Below are 21655 nucleotides of genomic sequence, written 5' to 3' on the forward strand. Positions count from 1 at the left end.
CCACAAGCTTGGCGCATTGCGACGCCGTCGGGGAGAGCGGCATCCACCCCATCTTCTCGGGCCGGATCCTGTCGTGGCGCATAGACCAGACGCCGAACTCCACGGCGGTGCTGCTGTGTGCCGGAGACCTGATCGAGACCTGGGGTATTCCGGAACACGTCCTGCTGGACAACGGCCGGGAGTTTGCCGCCAAGGCAATCACCGGCGGCGCGGCGACCAGATACCGGTTCAAGGTCCGGGAGGACGACATTCCCGGCCTGTTCACGTCACTGGGGTGCACGATCCACTGGGCAACGCCCTACAGTGGCCAGTCGAAACCCATCGAGCGCGCCTTCAGGGACATGTGCCAGTCGATATCCAAGGATCCGCGCTTGGCCGGTGCCTATACCGGCAATCGGCCCGATGCGAAGCCGGAGAACTACGGCAGCCGCGCGATCGATCTGGAGACATTCCTGCGGGTCGTCGCCGAGGGGATCGAAGAGCACAATGCGCGTGAGAACCGCCGGTCCGAGGTTGCCTTCGGGCGGTCCTTCAACGCGGTTTTCGACGAGAGCTATGCCCAGGCCCCGATCCGCAAGGCAACGGAAGCGCAGCGGCGGCTGTGGCTGCTGGGCGCCGAAGGGCTGCGGGCCGATGCAAGGGACGGGAAGATCCGCTTCCAGCGCAATGAGTTCTGGGAGCCCTGGCTCAACGAGTTTGCCGGCCAGCGGGTTGTTATCCGTTTCGACCCGGCCGATCTGTGGTCGGGAATTCACGTCTATTCGCAGGACGGTGCCTATCTCGGCCACGCCGGGTGCCGTTCGAAGATCGGGTTCTTCGACATGGACGAGGCGCGGCTGCATGCGCGTGCACGCGCCGCCTGGCTCAAGGCCGAGAAGGCGACACTGGAGGCGCATCGTATCTGGTCTGCGCTGGATCTGGGTACGACGCTGGACGGCATTGCAGCAGAGCCGGCGATGAAGCCGGAAGCGAAGGTCGTGCGCGCCGAGTTCGGCAAGCCGCCGCGGCAGCCGTCCACCAGGCCGGGCGGATCGCCACCGATCGACAAGGACACCTTCGACCGTATCGAGGCCGGCGTGGTGGCCAGCCTGGACGCGGCACGGGCCGGAAAGCCACGCGACGCAGCAGAGGAGACGGCGCGGGACCGTTTCCGGCGCGCGCTGGAGATCGAACGGAAACTGGCGGCAGGCGAGACCGTCACGCGGGACCAGGAGCGCTGGCTCTCGGTGTTCCGCAACACCTCCGAGTATCGGTCCGAGCGCCTGCTCTGGGACGATTTCGGGGACGCGATTTTCGGATGAGGAAAGCCGCCGGGGCGGTCGAGACCCACGGCGGCAGCAGAGAGCCGAGGAGACGATGGCAGAGAGCAGGGAACTTTACAATACGGTCGCACCGCTGGCGAATGTCACGCGCCTGGTGGCGCTGATCGATCGGGCTCAGAACCGCGGGCCGGGCCTGCCCGGACTGGGATGCTTCTACGGGCGGGCCGGGCTGGGCAAGACCACGGCGGGAATCTACGCGACCAACACGCTGAACGCCTGCCACGTCGAGGCCCTGCCCTTCGGCGGGCTGAAGAAGCTCCTCGAGATGATCGTGACCGAGCTCGGCTTGCGGCCGCGTCGACTGATCCCGGATCTGTTCGATCAGGCCGCGCAGGAGCTGGCCGTGACGGGACGGCCGCTGATCATCGACGAGGCGGATCACATCCTGTCGACCAAGACCATCGAGGCGGTGCGGCATCTGCACGACAAGTCCGCCGCCCCGGTGATCCTGATGGGCGAGGAACTGCTGCCGCACCGGTTGCAGGCGTGGGAGCGTGTGCACGGCCGCATGCTGGCCTGGGTCGAGGCCGAGCCGGCCACCAGCAAGGATGTCGAGCATCTGGCCCGGGTCTATGCGCCGGGCATCGAGATCGCGGCGGATCTGCGCGATGAGGTCCTCAACGCATCGCGGGCATCCATGCGCTACATCAGCACGAACCTTGCGGCTATTGCCGAGTTCGCCGCGGTGCGCGGCCTGAAGCGGGTCACCCGCGACATCTGGGGCAATCATGCCTTCCATACCGGCGAGCCGCCGACGCTGCGGCGCGGTGTGGTCGCAGCGGCGCCCAGGCGCGGGAGGGCGGCATGAGCGCGCGCCCTTCATCTGCCGCGTCCACGAAGGAGGCTGCGTTCGTGTTTGCCTCCACCCTGCCGAGCTTCGGCTATGCGGATATCGCGCTGAAGATGTCGGTCAGCGAGGACCATGCCCGCAAGATCGTTCGCGCCTGGCGCCGGGACGGGCTGCTGGAGGAGGTCCGATCCGGGCACCGCATCCGGTCCCTGTGGCGGGTTCGGCCAGAAGCGCGGTCCCTGACAGCTTCGGCATCCCGGTCGCCGGAGCAGAACATGTGGACGGCGATGCGCCAGTTCGGCGGAGGGTTCACGCCGCGCGATCTGGCGGTCCACGCGACGACGGCCGCAACCGAAGTCACCGTCCAGATGGCGCAGGACTACTGTCGGGCGCTGCTCGGCGCGGGCTACCTTGCGGTGACCCGGAAGGCCGTTCCCGGAAAGATGCCTGCGATCTACCGCCTGACGAAAAACACCGGGCCGCGCGCCCCGCGCGAACGGCGCGTCCGGGCGGTCGTGGACGACAACATCGAGCAGACGATCCTGATCGGAGGCAGCGCATGAGTTCGGATCTCGTCAGCGCGGCCGAAGAGGCCTGGGGCGCGCCGCTCCCTGACTGGATCCGGGCGCTGGCCCTGGCCTGCGACCGCAGCAGTCAGTCGAAGGTCGCTGCCAGGCTCGGCCGGTCACCGGCGGTGGTGAGCACGGTGCTGCGCAGGAAGTACTCCGGATCCTACGAGCGGATCGAGGAACGGGTACGGGGCCTGCTGATGCACGGGGTGGTGGATTGCCCGGCCATGGGGCAGCTGCCGACCAACGAATGTCAGGACTGGCGGGAAAAGGCGCGGGTGTTTGCGGTCGGAAATCCGCGCCGCACCCGGATGTATCGGGCCTGCCACCGCTGCCCGATCTTCCAGCGGGAGGTCGAGGCATGAGCGGCGAGACAACGTTCACGACGTTCGACGTCCGGGATCGGATCGCGGCCCTGATGCGCACCCATGGTGTCCGCACCCGCAGCCATCTGGCGCGCCGGTTGGGCGTGTCGAAGAACACGATCCGCAACTGGGAGATCGCAGGGCGCATTCCGGACCGTTTCGTGCGCGGCGTGCGGCCGCCGGTCCAGGTTACTGCGGCCCTCGCCGTCCTGCGCGACCTTCGCCTGTCCGACGCCGACGCCAGATCGGCTGCCGTCGGGCTGTTGTCGCGTCTGGAGAGTGCCCATGACTGAGCCGCGCGCCTTCTCCGAACGCGAGATGCTGGAGACCGCCAGCCGAGCCGTCGGCCGGGTGTGCCGGGATGATGTCCGCGGCATCACCATGCTGTCGATCGACGACATCGTCGCTATGGCGGGCACGCTGCTCGCAATGGGCCTGGTGCCAACGGTGCCCGGTAAGGCCCCGCCCGAGATCCTTGTTTCAACCACTGCGAAGGAGCCTGAAAATGGCCAGTGAATTCAGACCCTATCCGATCCCCGCCCCGATCGTCGATGTCGCCGGCGCGCCGCACATGCGCGATGCGAAGGGGTTTCTGGTCCCGCTGGCCATGGTCCGGCCGCAGGACCAGCTGCAGGACGAGCTGGTCCGCAAGATCATGGGCTATGCCATCGCGCTGTCGGAACAGGTGGCGAGATTCAAGGCGCACACCTTCGACGACATCGGCGGGTTCGAGGCGCTGCTGGCCCAGGAATACGGCGCGACGGTCGGCGGACAGAAGGGCAACAAGACCCTGATGAGCTTCGACGGTCTGTTCCGGGTGCAGGTCCAGGTGGCCGACAACATCGTCTTCGGCCCTGAGCTGCAGGTTGCCAAGTCGCTGGTGGATGAATGCCTGAACGAGTGGGCCGAAGGCGCCAGGGACGAGATCCGTGCGATCGTCACCCGCGCGTTCAATACCGACAGGGAAGGCCAGATCAACCGGTCCGAGATCTTCATGCTGCTGCGGCTCGAGATCGACGATCCACGCTGGCAGCGCGCCATGCAGGCGATCCGCGACGCGATGCGGGTGGTCGGCTCGAAGACCTATGTCCGGTGCTATCGCCGCGACAGGTTCGACGCACCCTGGCAGGCGGTCAGCATCGACCTGGCGAAGGTGTAGCGCGGTGACCGCCTGGATCATCTTCGTCGCAGGTTTCGCAGCGGGGGCCGCCATCGGGCTGCGCGACCTTCCTCTTGCCGCGATCTTGCTCGGAAGCGCGTTGCTGCTGTTCGGCCTGCAACTGGGCGCCTTCACCCCATGACCATTCCCCGGCGGGCCATCCGCCGGGGTTCACCCCGCGTCCCGATCCTCGAGATCTCGGGCGCGACAATCGCGAGGAACGTCAATGACCGCATCCAACGCATCGAAAACCGACCTGATCAAGTCGGTCGCCCGGGAGATGGACACCGCCGACGCGGCCGCAGGCAGAGCCGTCGACGCCGTCCTGAACGGCATCGCCGAGCTGGCGACCGGCCGGAAGCTGATCCTCCGGGGCTTCGGCACCTTCGAGGTCAGGCACAAGCCCGCCCGCACGGCCCGCAACGTCCAGACCGGCCTGCCGGTCGAGGTCGCCGCCCGCGACGTTCTGACCTTCAAGGCCGCCAGGCCCAGGGCCTGACAATGCCCCGCCGCCCCGAGCCGCAACCCCGGGGCGGCGGTGAAGGCAGGTGGCCGGCCTGCGAGTGGAATATCCGGCCAAACCCGACCTTCAACCCCTGTTTAAAGGTTCCCTGAAATGAAAGCTGCCAGATTCATCGTTGCCGCCTGCCTGGCCCTCGCCGCCTGCGGTGAACCGCTGCCCCCGGCCAACGAGGGCAAGACCGTCACGGTCGAGGGCTTCTCGCGCGCCCTGGGTGCCGGCTACCAGGACAGCGCCGCCTGGCGCGCGGCTCGCCTGGCCTGCGGCGGTGGCGCGCCGTTTCCCGTCGCCTTCGAGAAGACCGGACCCCGGACCGGCCTTCACACCTTCGAGTGCCGCTGACCCTGAGCCATTGCCCTGAAAGGACACCTGACATGAATGCTGCCACCTTCATCCTCATCGCCCTGCTGAAAACCTCCGGCGAGGGCGGCGCCATCACTCTGGGTTACGACAGCCTCGCAGACTGCGAAGCCGCCGGCGAGCGCCTGGAGGCCGAGTTCGAGGCGCTGGTGCTGGAAGACGTCGACCAGAACCCCGTCGGCGGCCATCCCCGCGTTGTCTGGACCTGCTTCGACACCCGGAACTGATCGCCCCGGCCCCCGGCCTCGCGCGGGCCGGGGGCGCTGCCCCAAGACAGGAGTTCCCCGTGATAGTCGAACCTGTTTTCATGTCCCTCGTCACAGTAAGAGGGAATCGGTCATGGTCGCAGCGGCAGCGTGGGCCGAGCTTGATGCTCTGTGCGGGGAAGCTGTCGAAAACGGCCAAGGGCTTGGCTGGTTTCGAAAGCAACTCCGGGGCATTGTCGATCAGCACGGCTGGGCCGATTGGGGCGAAAAGCAAGAACTCGATCGCCGCGCCCTTGTCGTCTATCGGGCGATCCTCGGTATCGTTTACGCCGAGAAGCGCCTTGCGCAGTTGCGCGAAGGCGGGTTCACCCACTGGGTTTATCGATGCGGAGACCCAGAAGGCGACTGCTCCGAACTGCATCAGGCCTTCGATGGGCTTGTCGTGCCGCAAGATCACGAATTCTGGGACATCTGGTCACCGCCAAATCACTACCTTTGCCGGTGCTATGTCGTTGGCGCGCGCAACGAGCGCGGCGCTGCGCGGTTGGGCGGCGACCCTACCAAGCCTTTGCCTGATTGGTGGGATGAACCGACGCGAGGTCCGCATCCTGACTTCATCGGTTTCGGTCGGCCCGGCCTTCAGCAAATCGTTCAGGCAGCGTTGCGGGACGAGGTTATCTAGGTCCCTGCCTAAGAGCAGGTTGACATTTCCGGCGAACCGCCGCATCTTGATGTCGTTCGGACGTGCCGTAGGAAGCGCCCCGAACAGGATTACCAACGGCGGTTACGCCCCGACAAAGCGTCTCAGCAGAGATCAGCTTCATCCGGGTGGCATGTGCAATGTCCAAGGCTTCGGCCCAAAGGCGCATGCGGATTGTCCGTTGGCAGTCTTCCTAACACCCGGAGCCGTTTCGGCCCGCGTAACCAACGGAGAACTACATGACACTTCCAACCATCGCGGGGGTTCAATCCCGCATCTTCACCCTTCCCGGTCGTCCTGCCTTCATGATCGCGGACGATCTGGCCGAGTTCTATCAGGTCTCGCGGAAGCGGCTGATGGAGCAGGTCCGGCGCAATCAGGCCCGCTTTCCCGAAGGCTTCATCTTCGAGTTGACAGAGGAGGAATACCGGGAGAAGTCGCCGCATTTTGCGGCAACTTCGCAGGGGAAACGGGCCGATCTGACCCACTTCGGCTTCACCGAAAAGGGGGCCCTGCAACTGTCCTCGGTGCTGACCGGGCCGGTGGCGGATGCGGTGTCGGTGACGATCATCGAAGCCTTCCTGCAACTGCGCGACGGCACGATGGAGCGGCTGCGCGTTGCCGCCTTCAAGGACGAGGTCGCCTATATCGGGCGGAGCAAGATGCGGCTGGCGATCAAGCTGGCGGCAGAAGCGGGCTGGTCCTTCGGCAAGCTCTGGGACGAGCACGACTGGTCGGCACCCAAGCTGGGCCGCGAGGTCGAGGACATGCGGATCAGGGGTTACATTCCCCAAGATGCGCTCTTCGTGCCGCATTACGTCTACCAGCGTCGGAGGTCCGAACGGGCGCTCATGGAGACCCATGCCGAGGACGAACGGCAGGGCAAGCTGAACCTCGGCCTGACGCTGGTCGCGGGTGGCTGACATGTGCAACCGCTGTTCCACAGACCCGCGTGACGCGGTGGGCGAGGCCGAGCGCGCTTTGCTTGGCCTGCGCATCCTCGTCAGCGAACTGCCGCCCGGCACGGGTGCCGATACCTCAACTCTCGGCGCTCTGCTCGGCCTTATTCACGACCGGCTGGAGCCAGCCGCGGAGAAGCTGCAGGACTACATTCCCCGCGACTGACGATCTGCGGCCCTTCCTCGGGAGGGCCGCATGACCCGCGCCTTGCAGAAGCTGGTCCATGTAGGGTGCCGCGAGATCGGCCTCGACGAGGAGATGCGGCGCGAGCTGCAGCTGGCCGTCACCGGGAAGGCCAGCATGCAGGACATGACCGAAGCCGAGCTGACGAAGCTGGTCCGGGCGCTGGAACAGCGCGGCTTCAGGCCGCAGGCCGGGAAGGGCAGAACCCTCCGGCCGGCGGCGCGACGGGCGGATCTGCGCTTTGCCCATGTGCTGTGGGGCAAGCTGCACCGCGCGGGCGCGGTCGATCAGGGCGGCGCCAGGGGACTGAACGCCTTCATCCGCGCCCGGTTCGGGAAGGCCTGGGGCGCCGCCCCCATCGACATCGACCGGATGCAGGACCATCGCCAGATTGCCACGCTGATCGAGGCGCTGAAGGCCATGTGCGACAGAGCAGGGATCGAGCTGTGAGAAGGAACCGCATCAGAATCAGCGATCATGCGCTGATCCGCTTTCTGGAGCGGGTCGGCGGACTGGATGTCGAGGCGCTGCGTGCCGCCATGGCCTGCTGCCTGGACGAGGCGGCGCGGCTCGGTGCGGCGGTCGTGGTGATCGATGGCTTCCGCTATGTGCTGCGCGAGGACGACAACGGCCCCGTTCTGGTGACGGTCGAACCGAAGTCGGAGACGAATCCCGTCCATCGCCGCGCCCATCGCCGGGACCGCCCGCTGCCGGGAGAAGACGAGGAATGAGCCAGAACCGGTCCTCGGCTGTCATGCAGCAGCGCTTCGAGCCGACAGATTCGCTCGACGATTTCCCGACACCGCCCTGGGCGACCAGGGCGCTGTTCGATCAGCTCATCGGCCGGCACGGGTGGCTGGATCCCAGCGATCAATCCGTCCGGGAACCCGCGGCGAACCGCGGACACATGGTGAGGCCGCTGACCGAGATCTTCCGGCGTGTCGAGGCGAGCGACATCCACGACTACGGCGCCGGTTTCCCGGTGCGGGATTACCTCGCCGGCCCGGTGCCGGAGCGCACGGACTGGACGGTCACCAATCCGCCGTTCCGGCTGGCCGAGAAGTTCGTTGCGCGGGCGCTGGAGTGCAGCGACGTCGTCGCGGTTCTGGTCCGGAGCGCGTTTCTGGAATCCGTCGGGCGCTACAATACGCTGTTCCGTGTGCGCCCGCCCAAGATGGTCCTGCAGTTCACCGAGCGCGTGGTCATGCACAGAGGGCTACTGTCCCCGAACGGAAGCACGGCCACGGCCTATTGCTGGATCGTATGGGTGCGCCCTTACCTTGGCCCCACGGAGCTGGCCTGGATCCCGCCCTGCCGCAAGCGCCTCGAGCGAGCGGATGACTACGAGGGCTGGTCATGATCCGCTGGGAAAGGCCCGATCCCGATCGCCTTCATGCGCAGGAGCAGGCGCTTCTGTCGCTCTGCGACCGCATGACGATGCTCGAACAGGCCTTCACCGCCGCCACCGACCGGATGGCGGCGGCCCGCCTTCGGCTTGATCGGGTGGAGATCGAGTTGAAGCGCTCGCTGTCCCGCCTGGCAAAGCTCGAACGGGAGAACGACGTGCTGCGCCATCGGCTGGAGGCGGACCGATGACCGTGCCTCGCCCGCCCGCGCATCTGGAACCCTATGTGTCCGCTCTGGGGGTCGAGGCTGCGATCGAGCTGTTCCTGAACTTCGGCGGCACCTTCCTTTACATCCCTCGACAGCCGACGCCCAGATCCGAACTGGTCAGGGTGCTGGGCATGGAGAAGGCACTGGCGCTGGCCGACCTGGCCGCGAGGACGGCCTTGCCGCGTAGGCTGCCGATCGGCAAGAAGTGGATCGCCCGGGTCCTGAAAGCTCAGGGCTTGTCGGAAGCGAAGATCGCGACCAGACTGCACGTCAGCAACGTCACCGTGACGTCGTATCTGCGGGACGACGGCCGCGGCGATACAGACCCCCGTCAGTCGAGCCTCTTCTGATCCTCCCGATCCGCCCCCCTGCAAGCCGTTGTAGGTGAAGGTCGCCTGCCCCGGCGGGGCATACTGATCCGGCAGCGCCGGCACTCCGGCGGTCGGTCCACTGCCGGAGAGTGCCATGCGGACGAGCGAACAGGGTATTGCCTTCCTCGAAGCCCACGAGGGCGTGGTCCTCAAGGCCTATCGCGACCCCGTGGGCGTGTGGACGATCGGTGCCGGTCTCACCTCGGCCTCCGGCGTGGTCAAGGTGCGACCGGGAATGGTCATCAGCCGGCAGGAGGCCACGCGGCTGCTCGAGCTGGCGCTGCGGCGAAATTACGAGCCGGCGGTGGCTGCGGCGATGCCCCGAGCGAAGCAGCACGAATTCGACGCGGGCGTGTCGTTCCACTGGAACACCGGCGCGATCGGCAAGGCCGGCTGGGTCCGGCGCTGGCGGTCAAACGCGGCGCCGCATCTTATCCGGGCGGGACTCATGGCGTGGAACAAGGCGGGGGGAAGGGTCTTGCCGGGCCTGACGCGCCGTCGTGCGGAAGAGGCTGCCGTGCTTCTGGAGGGCACCTATCCGCAGCCGCGCACGGTGGCGTCGCGGCCCGGCAATGCCCGCTGGGCGGTGCAGCTGACGCGGGACGAGATCCGGCGGGTGCGCGACGGTTTCCGCGTCCTCGGTTACGATCCCGGTCCGGATGAGGACGGTGTACGCACCTCGGCCGTGATCCGGTTCCAGGCGGACCAGGATCTCAAGGCCGACAACATCATCGGTCGGGCCACGCTGGCGACGCTGGAGCGCGCCCTTGCGGCCAGAGCAAAGGCCGGGACGGCAGGCACCGTCACGGCCGCCTCGGGCGGGGCTGTCGCCTTGCCGGAGGGCGTCCTGAATGATGTGCCGGTGGTGGCGGACGCCCAGTGGCTCCTTTGGGTCCCATTGGGGATCTGCGCCCTCTCTGCCGTGGCCCTGGCCTGGTCCTATCGCGATCAGATTGCTGCTGTCGTGCAGTTCAGGCTGCCGCGTCTTGCGGCCCTGCTCAGGAGGTTCTGATGAAAACCGTCGCATTTGTCGTCCGTGGAGTCCTGTGGATCGTTGCGGGCTTCGCGCTGCTGTTCGCAGTCCTGCTGGCGCAGGATGCGCGGGCGGAGCCGGTCTGTCTGGCCGTCGACCGGCTCCTTGAGGCGCTGAATGCCAGCCATGGCGAGGAGCCGGTCGGTCAGGGAGAAACCGCGACCGGGGCCACCCTGCTGATCATGGTGCATCCCGAAGGCAGCACCTGGTCGCTGGTCGCGGTCTTGCCGGACGGGCGAGCCTGCCTTCTTGGCTATGGCACGGACTGGAGGAGCCTTGCAACGAAGCCCGGATCGGAGATCTGACATGACACCCCTCGTGACACTCGCCATGCAAGCGGGCTTTCCGATGATCCGTTCCATCCTTGATCGCAAGTTGGGCGACCGGGGCGGTGCCCTCGTGGCGGATGTCGTCGGCGCTCTGGCGGATCGGGCCGGCGTCCGGCCGGACGAGCTGGAGACGCTGGGAGAAACGAACCCGGGCAAGGTCATCGACGCCATGCGCGCGGTGGAACCGATGACGCCGGAGCTGGTGGCGATCTATGCGAAGGGGCTCGAGCACCAGTTCGAGCTGCTGCAGGCCGAGACGGCCGAAGGCGGCTGGAAAAGCGCCTGGCGGCCCGCAGGCATGTGGTTCGTTCTCGTGCTCTGGTTCTATCAGATCGTCGGCCTGCATGTGGCGAACGCGATCTGGAGGATCGCCCTGCCCGCCGCGCCATGGGACAATCTGATCACCTTCACGGCGATGTACATGGGCCTCTACATGGGCGGCCACACCATCAAGGATGTGGTCGCGAACCTTTCGGGGGCCAGGAAGTGACGCCAGAAGACACCACAGTGCAGTTCCTGATCGTCTGGGCCGTCGCGCTGTCCACGCTCATAAACTTCGGCACCGTGGTCTGGAACATCTTTTCCGGGCCGTCGAAGAAGAACGGCGCACGGCTCGATGCCATGGCAGCCACCCTGTCATCGCTGGAACAGCGCGTATCGGCCGGCGAGCAGACGCAGCGCAGCCTGCCGTCGAAGGACGACATCCACGAGCTGGAGCTGTCGATGGAGCGCCTCAAGGGCGAGATGAAGACGCTGAGCCAGATCATGGCCGGTCAGGCCCAGATCACCGAGCGGATGGAGGCGATCCTCAACCGCCACGAAGACCACCTGCTGCAATCGGGACGGAAATGACGGATTACCAAGAGACCCTGCGTAGGCACCGGCGGCTGGCCATCCTGCGGCATCTGGAGGCTTCGCCGGAATACACCTCGAACGCATCTATTCTCCAGGATGTGCTGGCAGCGGTCGGACTGCGCTCGACGCGGGACCAGGTGACGACCGAGATCGTCTGGTTGCAGGAGCAGGGCTTTCTGCTGGCCGACGGCGATGGCTTCCTGGTCGTTACAGCGACGGCCCGGGGGGCGGAGATCGCGCGCGGGGTGGCAACGCATCCCGACGTCCAGCGTCCAGGGCCAAGGTAGCAGGACATGCCCCAGCCACGAAAGGTCCACCTTCTGCCGCCGGAGCTTAAGTCCTGGCTCGAAGTGGAGCTGCGAACGCGTGGCTTCGCGGGCTACGAGGATCTGGCCGACGCCCTTAACCGCAAGCTTGAGGAGGCCGGACTGGAGCTGCGCATCCAGAAATCGGCGCTGCACGCCTACGGTGCCGAGTATGCGGAGTTCGTCCGCGTGCAGGAGGCAGCCGGAGCCTGGGCGACGGAATGGATGAAGGAACAGGGGATCGGCGAGGAGGCCAGGCGTCACAACGTCCTGTTCCAGATGATCACCGCGCTGGCGTTCAAGGTCATGCAGGCCCAGATGCTGAAGGAGGGGGGCGAGATCGACCCTCAGGCGCTGCATTTCATCGGCCGGATGATGAAGGACATCATGCAGTCGTCAGGCATCCGCGAGCAGCTGGCGGCGGCGGAACGCAAGGCGCAGGCCGCGAAGCTGGACGCAGCTGTCGCCAACGGAGACATCGACGCCGAGGCCGCAGCCAAGGCGCGCCGCATCATGGGGTTCGCATGAGCCCTTCCCGGTTCATTGCCGAGGCAACCTACCGCAGGGGCTCGGTCCTCGACGGCATCCGCAATGTGCCGGACGGCCGCGACGTGGACTGCGACGACTTCGCCTGGTCGCTGCTTTGCCACCTCGAGGGCGGTCCCCGCCGCGCGTTGCGCGCCCTGTGGATCGGCAAGGCAGCCCTCTGGCGCGTGCGGTCGCCGGTCAACGGACTGATTGCCCGGCATGTCGCCCTGCACTGGAGCGGCTGGTGGATCGACAGCTCGAACCGGAACTGGCGGAAGGAGCCCGCCCCGCATGTTCCGGTCCGCAGACTGCGCATGGTCACGCTTTTGCCGCTGCTGGCCTGGGGCACTTCGGTCGGAAAGCTGGCAATGGTCGCAATGGCGCTGGCATGGGCCTGGCAGTCCGGCTGGATCGGCTTCCTGCTCGCCCTGGTGGCGTGATGCTGGCGGTTGCGGTCCAGGCAGGAGGGCGGAGGTTGCCGGTGGCAAGTCCCGGCCGGCAGATCGATAGCCGGAGGATCCTTGCATGACAGTGCGCCCAGTCATCAACTTCCTGCCCTATCAGCGCGCCTGGATATCGGACGGAAGCCGCTTCAAGATCGGAATGTTCGCCCGTCAGACCGGCAAGACCTTCTCGACCGGGGGCGAATGCGTAGACGATTGCTTCCGGGGCTGGGCCGAGGACCGAAGGAGCCGCTGGGTGATCCTGAGCCGGGGCGAGCGGCAGGCTGGCGAGATGATGACCGAGGTGATCAAACCGTTCACCAGGGCATTCTACGAGGTCTACAATACCCTCGTTAAGGGGGGTGAGCCCCGGTTCGAGGAGACCGAATTCCGCGCGCCGCAGGAGAAGGGTCCCGATGCTGTCTACAAGGCGCTGGAAGTGGCGTTCCCGAACGGCAGCCGGATCACCGCCCTGCCTGCGAACCCCGATACCGCGCGCGGTTTCTCCGCCAACGTGATCCTCGACGAGTTCGCGTTCCACGCCAGGAGCCGCGAGATCTGGGCCGCGCTCTTCCCGGTGATCTCGAAGGGCCGACAGAAGCTGCGCGTGATCTCCACCCCCAATGGCAAGGGCAACAAGTTCTACGAACTGATGACCGCCGAGGACAGCGTCTGGTCCCGGCATGTGGTGGACATCTATCAGGCCGTTGAACAGGGCCTTGAACGCGATGTCGAGATGCTGCGCAAGGGCATGGCCGACGAGGACGCCTGGGCGCAGGAATACGAGCTGAAGTGGCTCGACGAGGCGTCAGCCTGGCTCGATTACGACCTGATCTCCGGCTGCGAGGCGGAGGGTGCCGGCAAGCCTGACCACTATCAGGGCGGCCCCTGCTTCGTGGGGGTCGACATCGCGGCGCGCAACGATCTTTTCGTGATCTGGGTCGACGAGCTGGTGGGCGACGTGCTCTGGACCCGTGAGATCGTTGCCCGCAGACGCGCCAGCTTTGCCGAACAGGATGCACTTCTCGACGACGTGTTCCGCCGCTATCGGGTGGTACGGTGCAAGATGGACCAGACCGGAATGGGCGAGAAGCCGGTCGAAGATGCGCAGCGCCGGCACGGCACGAGCCGGGTGGAGGGCGTTCTGTTCACCCCGGCGAACCGCCTCGCCATGGCGACCGTGCTGAAGGAACGATTCCAGGATCGGCGCAAGCGCATCCCTGCGGGCGATCCTGTGCTTCGCGCCGACCTGCACGCGATCAAGAGCCAGGTGGGCACCACCGGGCAGCGACGCCTGATCGCCGACGGCGACACCGACGGCCATGCGGACCGTTTCTGGGCGGCGGCCCTGGCCGCGACGGCGGCCGAGATGGGCGTGGCGGAGTACGAGTATCGCCCGGCGCGGATCGCTGGCGGCAACGGCTGGCTGCCGGAGGACGACGAGGAGCGCGATCCGTTCCGCCCGCCGCTCGGAACGCGGCTGCGCGGCAGTGCTCTGTGATGCGCAGCATGGGGATGCATGGAGATGCAAGGCAGGAAGGGATGGGCCGCATGAAGACAATGCTGCTGCTCGATCACCGCGGCGAGCCGGTCCGCAGGGCTGATCTGAAGATGGAGGTGGCGGCGGCGACCGTGTCCGGGGTCCGCTCGCCTGCGACGGGTTACCCCGGCGACGGCCTCACGCCGTCACGCCTGGGAGCTATCCTGAAGGAAGCCGACGCCGGCGATGCGGTCCGCTACCTGGAGCTGGCCGAGACGCTGGAGGAGCGTGATCCCCATTACTCCGGTGTCCTGCGCACGCGCCGGCTTGCCGTCAGCCAGTTGCCGATCACGGTCAAGCCGGCCTCGGATGCGGCCGAGGATGTGGAGCGGGCAAAGATGGTCGAACGCTGGCTCGACCGGGACGAGCTCGCCGACGAGGTCTTCGATATTCTCGACACGCTGGGCAAGGGCTACTCGGCGACCGAGATCATCTGGGATACGTCCGAAGGCCAGTGGATGCCGAAGCGGCTGGAACTGCGCGACCCGCGCTGGTTCCGGTTCGATCGCCGGAACCTGTCCGCCCCGCTGCTCGTGGGCGAGAACGGTGAAGAGCAGCCGCTGCCAGCCTTCAAGTTCGTCTTCGCTTCGATCAAGGCCAAATCGGGATTGCCGATCCGGGCGGGCCTCGCCCGGATCGCCCTCTGGCCGTATCTGTTCAAGAAGTTCACCGAGCGCGACTGGGCGATCTTCACCCAGACCTATGGCCAGCCGCTGAGGATCGGGCGCTTCGGTCCGAACGCGAGCGAGGAAGACAAGCGGACGCTCCTGCGCGCAGTCAGCAATATCGCCGGCGACTGCGCGGCCATCGTTCCTGAATCGATGCTGATCGAGTTCGTCGAGGCGGCCAATGTGGGCGCTGCCCATGCGCTGTACAAGGAACGGGCGGAGTGGCTGGACGAGCAGGTTTCGAAGCTCGTGCTCGGGCAGACGGCTACGACCGACGCCAAGACCGGCGGGCTCGGGTCAGGCCGGGAGCACCGTCAGGTCCAGGAGGACATCGAGCGCGCCGATGCCAAGGCCCTGGCGGCGGTCCTGAACCGCGACCTCATCCAGCCCTGGATGCAGCTGAACTTCGGCCCGCTGACAGCCTACCCGCGGCTGCGGATCGCCCGGGAGGAGTCCCAGGACCTGAAGGCCATGGCCGAGGCTCTGGGCCCGATGATCGATCGGGGGCTGGAAGTGGATCAGGCGGAGATCAGGGATCGCTTCGGCCTGTCTGCGCCACGTCAGGGGGCCAAACTGATGGGTCGGACGACCACGGACGGTCCCCTCGTCGAGAGGTCGTCTCCCGTTTCAGAAATTAAAAACGATTCCGGCGTTTTTAAAGGGGGGGAGGCACTTCCGGGTATCGAGGTGGCCGCGCAGGCAGACGGGGTCTCCACGGCCCGGAAATCAGCCTCCTCGCCGATCGAGGCCATGGCGGCGCGGATGATGGTCGAGGCGGCCCCGGCCATGGAGAAGATGCTGGACCGGATCGAGGCGATGATCGCCAAGGCTGGGAGCCTCGACGAGCTGCGCGAGCTGCTGCTGAACGGCTACCCCGAGATCGACGCCGACACCCTGGCCGAGGTTCTGGCAATGGGGCTGCTGTCCGCCCACGCTGGTGGCCGGGTCGCGGTCGAGGAAGAGGCCGTGGACTGAGGATGGCAGGCTTCGAGGCAAGCTTCGGCAGACCTTTCGCGCACCAGCTGGCCGCCTGGCGCATCCGGCTTGCCAATCGCGTCCCGACCGCCACCTGGCGCGACCTCTGGCAGGCCCAGCACGATCGCGCCTTCGTCGTCGCCGGCGCGATGAAGGCAGAGCTGCTGGCCGATCTGGCGGCCGCGGTCGACAAGGCCATCGCCGACGGCCGAACACTCGACGAGTTCCGCAGGGACTTCCGCTCCATCGTCGAGAGGCACGGCTGGCACGGCTGGACGGGCGAGGGCTCGGCAAAGGGCGAGGCCTGGCGGACCAAGGTCATCTACAAGACCAACCTCGCGACCAGCTACGCCGCAGGGCGCCTCGCCCAACTGCGCGAGGGAGGGTTCGCCTGGTTCGTCTATCGCCACGGCGCGAGTCTAGAACCGCGCGAACAGCATCTGTCGTGGGACGGCCTGATCCTCGAGGCGGATCACCCCTTCTGGGCCACGCATGCGCCGCCGAACGGCTGGGGCTGCAGCTGCTACATCACCGGGGCCCGGAGCCGCGAGGGTGCCAAGCGCGTGGGCGGCAAGCTGGGCAAGGAGCTCGAGGACGGCTGGCAAAAGGTCGACCCGCGGACGGGCGCCCCGGTGGGCATCGACAAGGGCTGGGCCTACGCGCCGGGCGCGACGGCAACTCAGGACATCACCGACCTGGCGAAGGTGATCGCTGGGAAGATCAGCGCCCTGCCCCCGGAGTTGGGGACGGCCCTGGGCAAGGAGCGCGCGGCCGTGATCGACCGCGCATGGACACACTGGGTGAAAGAGACGATGGAAGGCATTTCGCACGATCCCGGTCTGGTCGGAGTGTTCGCCCCGGACTTGCTGGAGGCGCTGTCGCAGCGTGGCATCGCGCCGTCGACAGCGGCGGTATCGGTCAAGCCGGGCCTGTTGAAGGGGCCAAAGGCGGATCGGCACGAGGCGAAGGGCGATGCGCTGAGCCTGGAGACCTGGGAGCAGCTTCCTGATCGGCTGCGCAGCCCGAAGGCCGTCTTCCTGGACGAGAAGACCGGCAAACTGCTTTACATCCTGGACGATGGGCCGGACACCGCGCAGCTGGCGGTCGAGCTGGATGTCACCCATCGGGCGAAACGGCAGACGGCTGTCTCGAACATGATCATCTCGGCCTACCGGGTGAACCTTGCCGACATCATCTGGCGCTGGGGCGGGAAGCAGCTCACGCTTCTGGTCGGCAGTGTGCAATAGGGCGGGTGGCGGAGGCGCGGGAACCCCTCATGTGCTAGCGCGCGGTTTGCACCGCAACGGCATCCTGGACCCCGACTTCCCAGGGTCGCCACCCGAAGAGGGAGATAGACGTGGCCACGGTCGAGATCAAGGACGATGAAATCACTGCTGCACTGGCGCGCCTCTCCGCTGCCCTGTCGGATCTGACGCCGGTCTTCCAAGGGATCGGCGAGATCGTCGTCAACTCGACGCGGCAGCGCTTTGCCCAGGGGGTGGCGCCCGACGGCGGTCGTTGGGCCCCGAAATCCAGGACCACCCTCCTCAAGTACAGTGTACGGTCCTCGAACCGAATAGATGTGCGGCCGCTGTTCGGCCGATCCGGGGCGCTGTCGTCGCAGATCTTCTACGAGGCCGGGCCGGACAGTCTGCAATGGGGCTCTCCGAGGATCTACGCAGCGACCCAGCAGTTCGGCGCCAGACAGGGAGCCTTCGGGCGCACGTCCCGCAACGGCCCCATCCCTTGGGGCGACATCCCGGCCAGGCCTTTCCTCGGACTGTCGGTCGAGGACGAAGCGAACATCCTCAAAGCCTTGGGCGACTGGCTGGAGCGAGCCGCCGCCAGTTAGGTGCGGGCGCTTGACCCCGGCCCGGCAGGGCTTCACGATGGCGGGAGGCGCAAAGAGCGCGGCCCCTGCAAACCCTTGTAGGTTTTTCGGGGTTCCCCGATCCGCCACTGTGGCGGCATGCGCTACGCCCCCGACCATCGACACGGGCAGGATCTGTTCGCCCTCGCTGCCTCTGCCGTGCTGAACGCCGCGGGCGAGGACGGTCGTGTGCCGGACTGGGTCCACCTCCTGCCGGTGACGAAGGGCCCGGTGGAGACCTACGACGGCCGGGGGCCCTACCATGTCGAGGATCTGCAATCGATCATCCGGGCCTCCATGGCCTGGGAACGGGGCATTCCGATCGACGAGAACCACGCCACCGATCTGAGACCCGGTCACGAGGCCCCGGCGCGCGGCTGGATCGTCGCGCTGGAAGCGCGATCAGACGGACTGTGGGGGCGCGTGGAGTGGACGGCGGCCGGCCGGGCGCTGGTGGCCGACCGCGCCTATCGGGGCATTTCTCCGGTCCTGATGATCGACGCCAGGGACGGGCGCACGGTGCGACTGATCCCGCGCGCGTCGCTCGTCAACGTTCCCAATCTGCGCGGCCTGGCCGCGCTCAACACCGAGGAGACTTCCCGTATGGAGGGCATGAGCAAGATTGCCGAGAAGCTGGGCCTCGCCGCAGATGCGTCGCTGGACCAGATCCTGGCGAAGATCGAAGGCATGATCGGCAAGGCGGACGAGAAGCCGGATGCTGCGCTGCAATCGGCGCTGACCGAGATCGGGACGGCCGTGGGTCTGCCGTCCGGAGACCCCCAGGCCATCGTTGCGGCCGTCAAGGTCAAGGCGAGCGGAGCCGGCGACGCGGTGGCGCTGCAGGCCCAGGTGGCTTCCCTCAGGTCCGAGCTCGACGCCCTGCGGGAGGCGGGCAGGCGGGCGGCTTCGGAGGCCTGGATCGACGCCGAGATCAAGCGGGGCCGTGTCGGCGTCACCGCCGCCAACCGCGAGGCTCTCGTCACGCTGCACATGTCGCAGCCCGATCAGGCGCGGGCCATCGTCGAGGCGAGCCCGGTGGTGTCGCAAGGCGCCATCGTGCCCGCCGGCGCGCCCGCCGTCGACAAGGACGGCAATGTGCAGCTCAACGCCGAGCAGGCCGACATCGTCCGGAAGCTCGGCCTCGATCCGAAGGCTTACGCGAAAACCCTGACCGAGGAGACCCGCTGATGGTGGCCCTGACCCAAGACCGCAACACGCCCCGCGCCGAGGGCGACGAGCGCACCGGCCTGCTGGGCCTCAACCAGGCGATCTTCGCCGGGGCGATCCTGATGCGCAACGCCTCCGGCGACCTGATCGAAGGCGCGACCGCGACCGGCTGCTACGGTGTCGGCATGGCGCTGGAGCGGCAGGCGAGCACAGCCGCCGGCGCGACGGCGATCCGTTACCGGCCGGGCGTCTTCCGCTTCGCCAACTCGGCGGCCGGCGACCTGATCACCCGGGCCGACATCGGTGCCGTCTGCTACATCGTCGACGACCAGACGGTCGCGAAGACGAACGGCACCAACACCCGCTCGCCCGCGGGCATCGTGGACAGCGTGGACGCCCAGGGCGTCTGGGTGCGCTTCGACGAGGCCCTCACCCGCGCCATCCTGTCGTAAGGGAATCCAGACATGCTCGTGAACGCAGCTACTCTCGACGGCCTCCGCGTCGGCTTCAAGACGACCTTTCAGGACGGATTGAAGCAGGCTTCGACGGCCTATCTCCGGGTCGCGACGGTGGTGCCGGCGGCGACGAAGGAACAGAAATACGGCTGGCTCGGGAAGATCCCCAGCGTGCGCGAATGGGTCGGTGCCCGCGCGGTGCAGAACCTGCAGCAGCACGATTACGCCATCAAGGAGAAGGCGCTCGAGCTCACCCTGGCCGTCGACCGCGACGACATCGAGACCGACAATCTCGGCATCTACACGCCCCTGTTCACGGAGATGGGGATGTCGACCGGGGCGCAGTGGGACCTGATGGTGTTCTCGCAGCTCAAGGCCGGGTTCAGCACCAACTGCTACGACGGGCAGTTCTTCTTCGACACCGACCACCCGGTCCTGGACGAGAACGGCAACACCGTTCCGGTGGCCAACACCGACGGCGGATCGGGAACGCCCTGGTTCCTGCTGGACACGACCCGCGCGATCAAGCCCATCCTCCTGCAGAAGCGGAAGGATTTCCAGTTCGTCTCGATGGACAAGCCGGACGACCAGAACGTGTTCATGAACAAGGAGTTCATCTACGGCGCCGACGCCCGTGCCAACACGGGATACGGTTTCTGGCAGATGGCCTGGGGCTCGAAGCAGCCCCTGACGGCAGCGAACTATGCAACCGCCCGTGCGGCCCTCTCCGGCATGAAGGGCGACTATGGTCGCCCGCTCGGCATCATGCCCAACCTGCTGGTGGTGCCGCCCGCTCTCGAAAGCGCCGCCCGCAAGATCCTGAATTCGGAGTATGCCGCCGGCGGCGAGACGAACGAATGGAAGGGCACGGCCGAGCTGCTTGTCGTTCCGTGGCTCGCCTGATCGCGAGCGAGTCGCGCTGGCTGAGGGGGCGGTCATGATCGGCCCCTTTCAACATCACCTTGCAGGGAACGACGGATGACCCAGACCAGATCCAGACCGCCGCACCGGGCGAGGGCGACGGCTGAAGCTGCAGCCGGAAGCGGGGCCGAGCCCATCCGGAAGTCATCACGCGGGCGCGTCCTGCGCGTCATCGGTCCGGCTCGCGGGCGCTGGCGCGCGGGCCGCCACTTCACGGCGGAGGCTGTGGAAATCCCCATCGCCGAGTTGGCCGAGGACGATCTGCAAAGGATCGAGGGCGATCCGCAGCTGAAGGTGATTTTCATCGACCAGAACTGACCGGTGCGCGCAGGCTGCGCGCTGGTCGCAGGACGGCCGGGACAGACCGGCAGCGGAACTCCAGAGGATGCGATGCCCTACGTCACCCAGGCCCAGCTGATCGAGCGGTTCGGAGAGCAGATGCTGATCGCGCTCACCGATCGCGGCACGGATGCCTTCGGAGTGGTGGATCCGGACGTCGTCGCGCGTGCGCTGGCAGAAACGGATGCCCTGATCGACGGCTATCTGGCCGGCCGTTACGCGCTGCCCCTGACTGCAGCGGAAACCCTGCTGGTGAACGTCGCCGGTTCGATCGCCATCTATCTGCTGCACCGCTACGAGGCACCCGAGAAGGTCGTGGCCGACTACCGGATGGCAATCGGCACGCTGGAGCAGATTTCCAGGGGCACGATCCGGCTGACCGCCGCTGGCGCGGAGCAGCCCTCTACCGGAGCGACGGGTGTCCAGATCGCCGACCGCGAGCGACCCTTCACCGAGGACAATCTGAAGGGTTTCATCTGATGCTGGTGGAGTCCTTGATCGATCGGCTGCGGGAACGGGTGCCGGACTTCAGCGGCAGGGTCGAAGCGGCACTCAGTCTGGCCGATCTCATGGCGCAGGGTCGTCTGCCCGAGGTCACGCCCGCCGCGCACGTGCTGTCGGTCGGCCTCGTCGGCAAGGCGGCCGACGCCGCAGCGGGCCTGTACCGGCAGTCGTTCGACGAGGTGTTCGGTGTCGTCCTCACCTTCCGCAACAACACGCCGACCGCTCGCCAGGGATTCGAGAGGGTCGAGGCGATCAAGAGATGTGTCATCGAGGCCGTCGCCGGTTGGGTGCCGACCGGGCAGGCGCAGCCCTTCAGCCTGGCCCGTGGCACGCAGGTCAGTTTCTCCGCCGGCACGCTTGTCTATCAGATCGATTTCGCCATCGGCGACCAGCTGAGGATCATTCCGTCATGAAGAAGCCTCCCGCCCCCGCACAGGACCCCGCTGCACCCTCGACCCTGCCGCAGACAGGCGGTGCCTATACCCGACTGCCGGACGGAACCCTGAGACTGGACGAAGCGACCGACCGGGTGTCGGGGGTGCGGGTCGAAGCGCCGGCGTCCGCAGTCGAGAGCCTGACTGAACAGCCTGTGAAGGAGGCCTGA

The 21655-nt window shown here is 66.9% G+C and carries 37 protein-coding genes; all 37 read left to right on the forward strand.

What is annotated here, in order from left to right; genetic code table 11:
* Window positions 1-1301, forward strand: a 1301-nt coding sequence (locus FL625_RS16625) for a transposase domain-containing protein (protein WP_200833979.1), incomplete at its 5' end; no start/stop codon positions are given.
* Between the two features lie 55 nt (window positions 1302-1356).
* Complete coding sequence (locus FL625_RS16630) at window positions 1357-2130, forward strand: AAA family ATPase (RefSeq protein ID WP_149589796.1); 774 nt, start codon at window positions 1357-1359, stop codon at window positions 2128-2130.
* Window positions 2131-2174: 44 nt separating this feature from the next.
* Entirely contained in the window at window positions 2175-2675 is a 501-nt protein-coding gene (locus FL625_RS16635) for a hypothetical protein (RefSeq protein ID WP_149589797.1), read from the forward strand.
* On the forward strand, window positions 2672-3046 hold the full coding sequence (locus tag FL625_RS16640) for a hypothetical protein (RefSeq protein WP_149589798.1): 375 nt from the start codon (window positions 2672-2674) through the stop codon (window positions 3044-3046). Before FL625_RS16635 ends, FL625_RS16640 begins: the two co-directional genes overlap by 4 nt.
* Complete coding sequence (locus tag FL625_RS16645; protein WP_160147808.1) at window positions 3043-3339, forward strand: helix-turn-helix domain-containing protein; 297 nt, start codon at window positions 3043-3045, stop codon at window positions 3337-3339. Before FL625_RS16640 ends, FL625_RS16645 begins: the two co-directional genes overlap by 4 nt.
* Window positions 3332-3562, forward strand: a complete 231-nt coding sequence (locus tag FL625_RS16650) for a hypothetical protein (RefSeq protein WP_149589800.1) — start codon at window positions 3332-3334, stop codon at window positions 3560-3562. Before FL625_RS16645 ends, FL625_RS16650 begins: the two co-directional genes overlap by 8 nt.
* Window positions 3552-4205 (forward strand): DUF3164 family protein, encoded by a 654-nt coding sequence (locus tag FL625_RS16655; RefSeq protein WP_149589801.1) that lies wholly within the window; start codon window positions 3552-3554, stop codon window positions 4203-4205. The genes FL625_RS16650 and FL625_RS16655 overlap by 11 nt, the downstream gene beginning before the upstream one ends.
* 4 nt (window positions 4206-4209) lie before the next feature.
* Entirely contained in the window at window positions 4210-4347 is a 138-nt protein-coding gene (locus FL625_RS18135) for a hypothetical protein (RefSeq protein ID WP_160147809.1), read from the forward strand.
* Between the two features lie 84 nt (window positions 4348-4431).
* The gene (locus tag FL625_RS16660; protein WP_149589802.1) at window positions 4432-4704 is read left to right on the forward strand and encodes an HU family DNA-binding protein; all 273 of its coding nucleotides are present in this window, start codon (window positions 4432-4434) and stop codon (window positions 4702-4704) included.
* A 117-nt stretch (window positions 4705-4821) separates the two neighbouring features.
* On the forward strand, window positions 4822-5067 hold the full coding sequence (locus tag FL625_RS16665) for a hypothetical protein (RefSeq protein WP_149589803.1): 246 nt from the start codon (window positions 4822-4824) through the stop codon (window positions 5065-5067).
* 32 nt (window positions 5068-5099) lie between these two features.
* The gene (locus tag FL625_RS16670; protein WP_149589804.1) at window positions 5100-5312 is read left to right on the forward strand and encodes a hypothetical protein; all 213 of its coding nucleotides are present in this window, start codon (window positions 5100-5102) and stop codon (window positions 5310-5312) included.
* A gap of 112 nt (window positions 5313-5424) precedes the next feature.
* Window positions 5425-5973 (forward strand): phage head morphogenesis protein, encoded by a 549-nt coding sequence (locus tag FL625_RS16675; RefSeq protein ID WP_149589805.1) that lies wholly within the window; start codon window positions 5425-5427, stop codon window positions 5971-5973.
* Between the two features lie 257 nt (window positions 5974-6230).
* The gene (locus FL625_RS16680) at window positions 6231-6914 is read left to right on the forward strand and encodes an ORF6N domain-containing protein (RefSeq protein ID WP_149589806.1); all 684 of its coding nucleotides are present in this window, start codon (window positions 6231-6233) and stop codon (window positions 6912-6914) included.
* Complete coding sequence (locus tag FL625_RS16685; RefSeq protein WP_149589807.1) at window positions 6907-7116, forward strand: hypothetical protein; 210 nt, start codon at window positions 6907-6909, stop codon at window positions 7114-7116. Before FL625_RS16680 ends, FL625_RS16685 begins: the two co-directional genes overlap by 8 nt.
* Before the next feature lie 30 nt (window positions 7117-7146).
* Window positions 7147-7584, forward strand: a complete 438-nt coding sequence (locus FL625_RS16690) for a regulatory protein GemA (protein ID WP_149589808.1) — start codon at window positions 7147-7149, stop codon at window positions 7582-7584.
* Window positions 7581-7865, forward strand: coding sequence for a hypothetical protein (locus FL625_RS16695; RefSeq protein ID WP_149589809.1), 285 nt, complete (start codon window positions 7581-7583; stop codon window positions 7863-7865). The genes FL625_RS16690 and FL625_RS16695 overlap by 4 nt, the downstream gene beginning before the upstream one ends.
* Window positions 7862-8494, forward strand: a complete 633-nt coding sequence (locus tag FL625_RS16700; protein WP_149589810.1) for a methyltransferase — start codon at window positions 7862-7864, stop codon at window positions 8492-8494. Before FL625_RS16695 ends, FL625_RS16700 begins: the two co-directional genes overlap by 4 nt.
* A complete protein-coding gene (locus FL625_RS16705; RefSeq protein WP_149589811.1) occupies window positions 8491-8730 on the forward strand; it encodes a hypothetical protein in 240 nt (79 codons plus the stop codon). The genes FL625_RS16700 and FL625_RS16705 overlap by 4 nt, the downstream gene beginning before the upstream one ends.
* A complete protein-coding gene (locus FL625_RS16710; RefSeq protein ID WP_149589812.1) occupies window positions 8727-9098 on the forward strand; it encodes a helix-turn-helix domain-containing protein in 372 nt (123 codons plus the stop codon). The genes FL625_RS16705 and FL625_RS16710 overlap by 4 nt, the downstream gene beginning before the upstream one ends.
* A gap of 115 nt (window positions 9099-9213) precedes the next feature.
* On the forward strand, window positions 9214-10131 hold the full coding sequence (locus FL625_RS16715) for a glycoside hydrolase family protein (RefSeq protein WP_149589813.1): 918 nt from the start codon (window positions 9214-9216) through the stop codon (window positions 10129-10131).
* On the forward strand, window positions 10131-10457 hold the full coding sequence (locus FL625_RS16720) for a hypothetical protein (RefSeq protein WP_149589814.1): 327 nt from the start codon (window positions 10131-10133) through the stop codon (window positions 10455-10457). The genes FL625_RS16715 and FL625_RS16720 overlap by 1 nt, the downstream gene beginning before the upstream one ends.
* Before the next feature lies 1 nt (window position 10458).
* A complete protein-coding gene (locus FL625_RS16725; RefSeq protein WP_149589815.1) occupies window positions 10459-10971 on the forward strand; it encodes a hypothetical protein in 513 nt (170 codons plus the stop codon).
* On the forward strand, window positions 10968-11333 hold the full coding sequence (locus FL625_RS16730) for a DUF2730 family protein (protein WP_160147810.1): 366 nt from the start codon (window positions 10968-10970) through the stop codon (window positions 11331-11333). The genes FL625_RS16725 and FL625_RS16730 overlap by 4 nt, the downstream gene beginning before the upstream one ends.
* The gene (locus FL625_RS16735) at window positions 11330-11623 is read left to right on the forward strand and encodes a VpaChn25_0724 family phage protein (protein WP_149589817.1); all 294 of its coding nucleotides are present in this window, start codon (window positions 11330-11332) and stop codon (window positions 11621-11623) included. The genes FL625_RS16730 and FL625_RS16735 overlap by 4 nt, the downstream gene beginning before the upstream one ends.
* Window positions 11624-11629: 6 nt before the next feature.
* Window positions 11630-12169 (forward strand): phage protein Gp27 family protein, encoded by a 540-nt coding sequence (locus FL625_RS16740; protein ID WP_149589818.1) that lies wholly within the window; start codon window positions 11630-11632, stop codon window positions 12167-12169.
* Entirely contained in the window at window positions 12166-12609 is a 444-nt protein-coding gene (locus FL625_RS16745) for a hypothetical protein (protein WP_149589819.1), read from the forward strand. The genes FL625_RS16740 and FL625_RS16745 overlap by 4 nt, the downstream gene beginning before the upstream one ends.
* 85 nt (window positions 12610-12694) lie before the next feature.
* Window positions 12695-14113, forward strand: coding sequence for a terminase large subunit domain-containing protein (locus FL625_RS16750; protein ID WP_149589820.1), 1419 nt, complete (start codon window positions 12695-12697; stop codon window positions 14111-14113).
* A 50-nt stretch (window positions 14114-14163) separates the two neighbouring features.
* Complete coding sequence (locus tag FL625_RS16755) at window positions 14164-15795, forward strand: DUF935 domain-containing protein (protein ID WP_149589821.1); 1632 nt, start codon at window positions 14164-14166, stop codon at window positions 15793-15795.
* A 2-nt stretch (window positions 15796-15797) separates the two neighbouring features.
* A complete protein-coding gene (locus tag FL625_RS16760) occupies window positions 15798-17042 on the forward strand; it encodes a phage minor head protein (protein WP_149589822.1) in 1245 nt (414 codons plus the stop codon).
* A gap of 110 nt (window positions 17043-17152) precedes the next feature.
* Window positions 17153-17647 carry a phage virion morphogenesis protein gene (locus FL625_RS16765; RefSeq protein WP_149589823.1) on the forward strand — a complete coding sequence of 165 codons (495 nt, stop codon included), beginning with the start codon at window positions 17153-17155 and terminating at the stop codon, window positions 17645-17647.
* Window positions 17648-17764: 117 nt separating this feature from the next.
* Complete coding sequence (locus tag FL625_RS16770) at window positions 17765-18853, forward strand: phage protease (RefSeq protein ID WP_149589824.1); 1089 nt, start codon at window positions 17765-17767, stop codon at window positions 18851-18853.
* Window positions 18853-19284 carry a hypothetical protein gene (locus FL625_RS16775; protein WP_149589825.1) on the forward strand — a complete coding sequence of 144 codons (432 nt, stop codon included), beginning with the start codon at window positions 18853-18855 and terminating at the stop codon, window positions 19282-19284. The genes FL625_RS16770 and FL625_RS16775 overlap by 1 nt, the downstream gene beginning before the upstream one ends.
* 12 nt (window positions 19285-19296) lie before the next feature.
* Window positions 19297-20190, forward strand: a complete 894-nt coding sequence (locus tag FL625_RS16780) for a Mu-like prophage major head subunit gpT family protein (protein WP_149589826.1) — start codon at window positions 19297-19299, stop codon at window positions 20188-20190.
* A 75-nt stretch (window positions 20191-20265) separates the two neighbouring features.
* Window positions 20266-20526, forward strand: a complete 261-nt coding sequence (locus tag FL625_RS16785; RefSeq protein WP_149589827.1) for an HI1506-related protein — start codon at window positions 20266-20268, stop codon at window positions 20524-20526.
* A gap of 72 nt (window positions 20527-20598) precedes the next feature.
* Window positions 20599-21027, forward strand: coding sequence for a gp436 family protein (locus FL625_RS16790; RefSeq protein ID WP_149589828.1), 429 nt, complete (start codon window positions 20599-20601; stop codon window positions 21025-21027).
* Window positions 21027-21464, forward strand: a complete 438-nt coding sequence (locus FL625_RS16795; RefSeq protein WP_235019473.1) for a phage tail terminator protein — start codon at window positions 21027-21029, stop codon at window positions 21462-21464. Before FL625_RS16790 ends, FL625_RS16795 begins: the two co-directional genes overlap by 1 nt.
* A complete protein-coding gene (locus FL625_RS16800) occupies window positions 21461-21655 on the forward strand; it encodes a hypothetical protein (protein WP_149589829.1) in 195 nt (64 codons plus the stop codon). Before FL625_RS16795 ends, FL625_RS16800 begins: the two co-directional genes overlap by 4 nt.

This window comes from Tabrizicola flagellatus (assembly GCF_008271465.1).
GTDB classification, from domain to species: Bacteria; Pseudomonadota; Alphaproteobacteria; order Rhodobacterales; family Rhodobacteraceae; genus Tabrizicola; species Tabrizicola flagellata.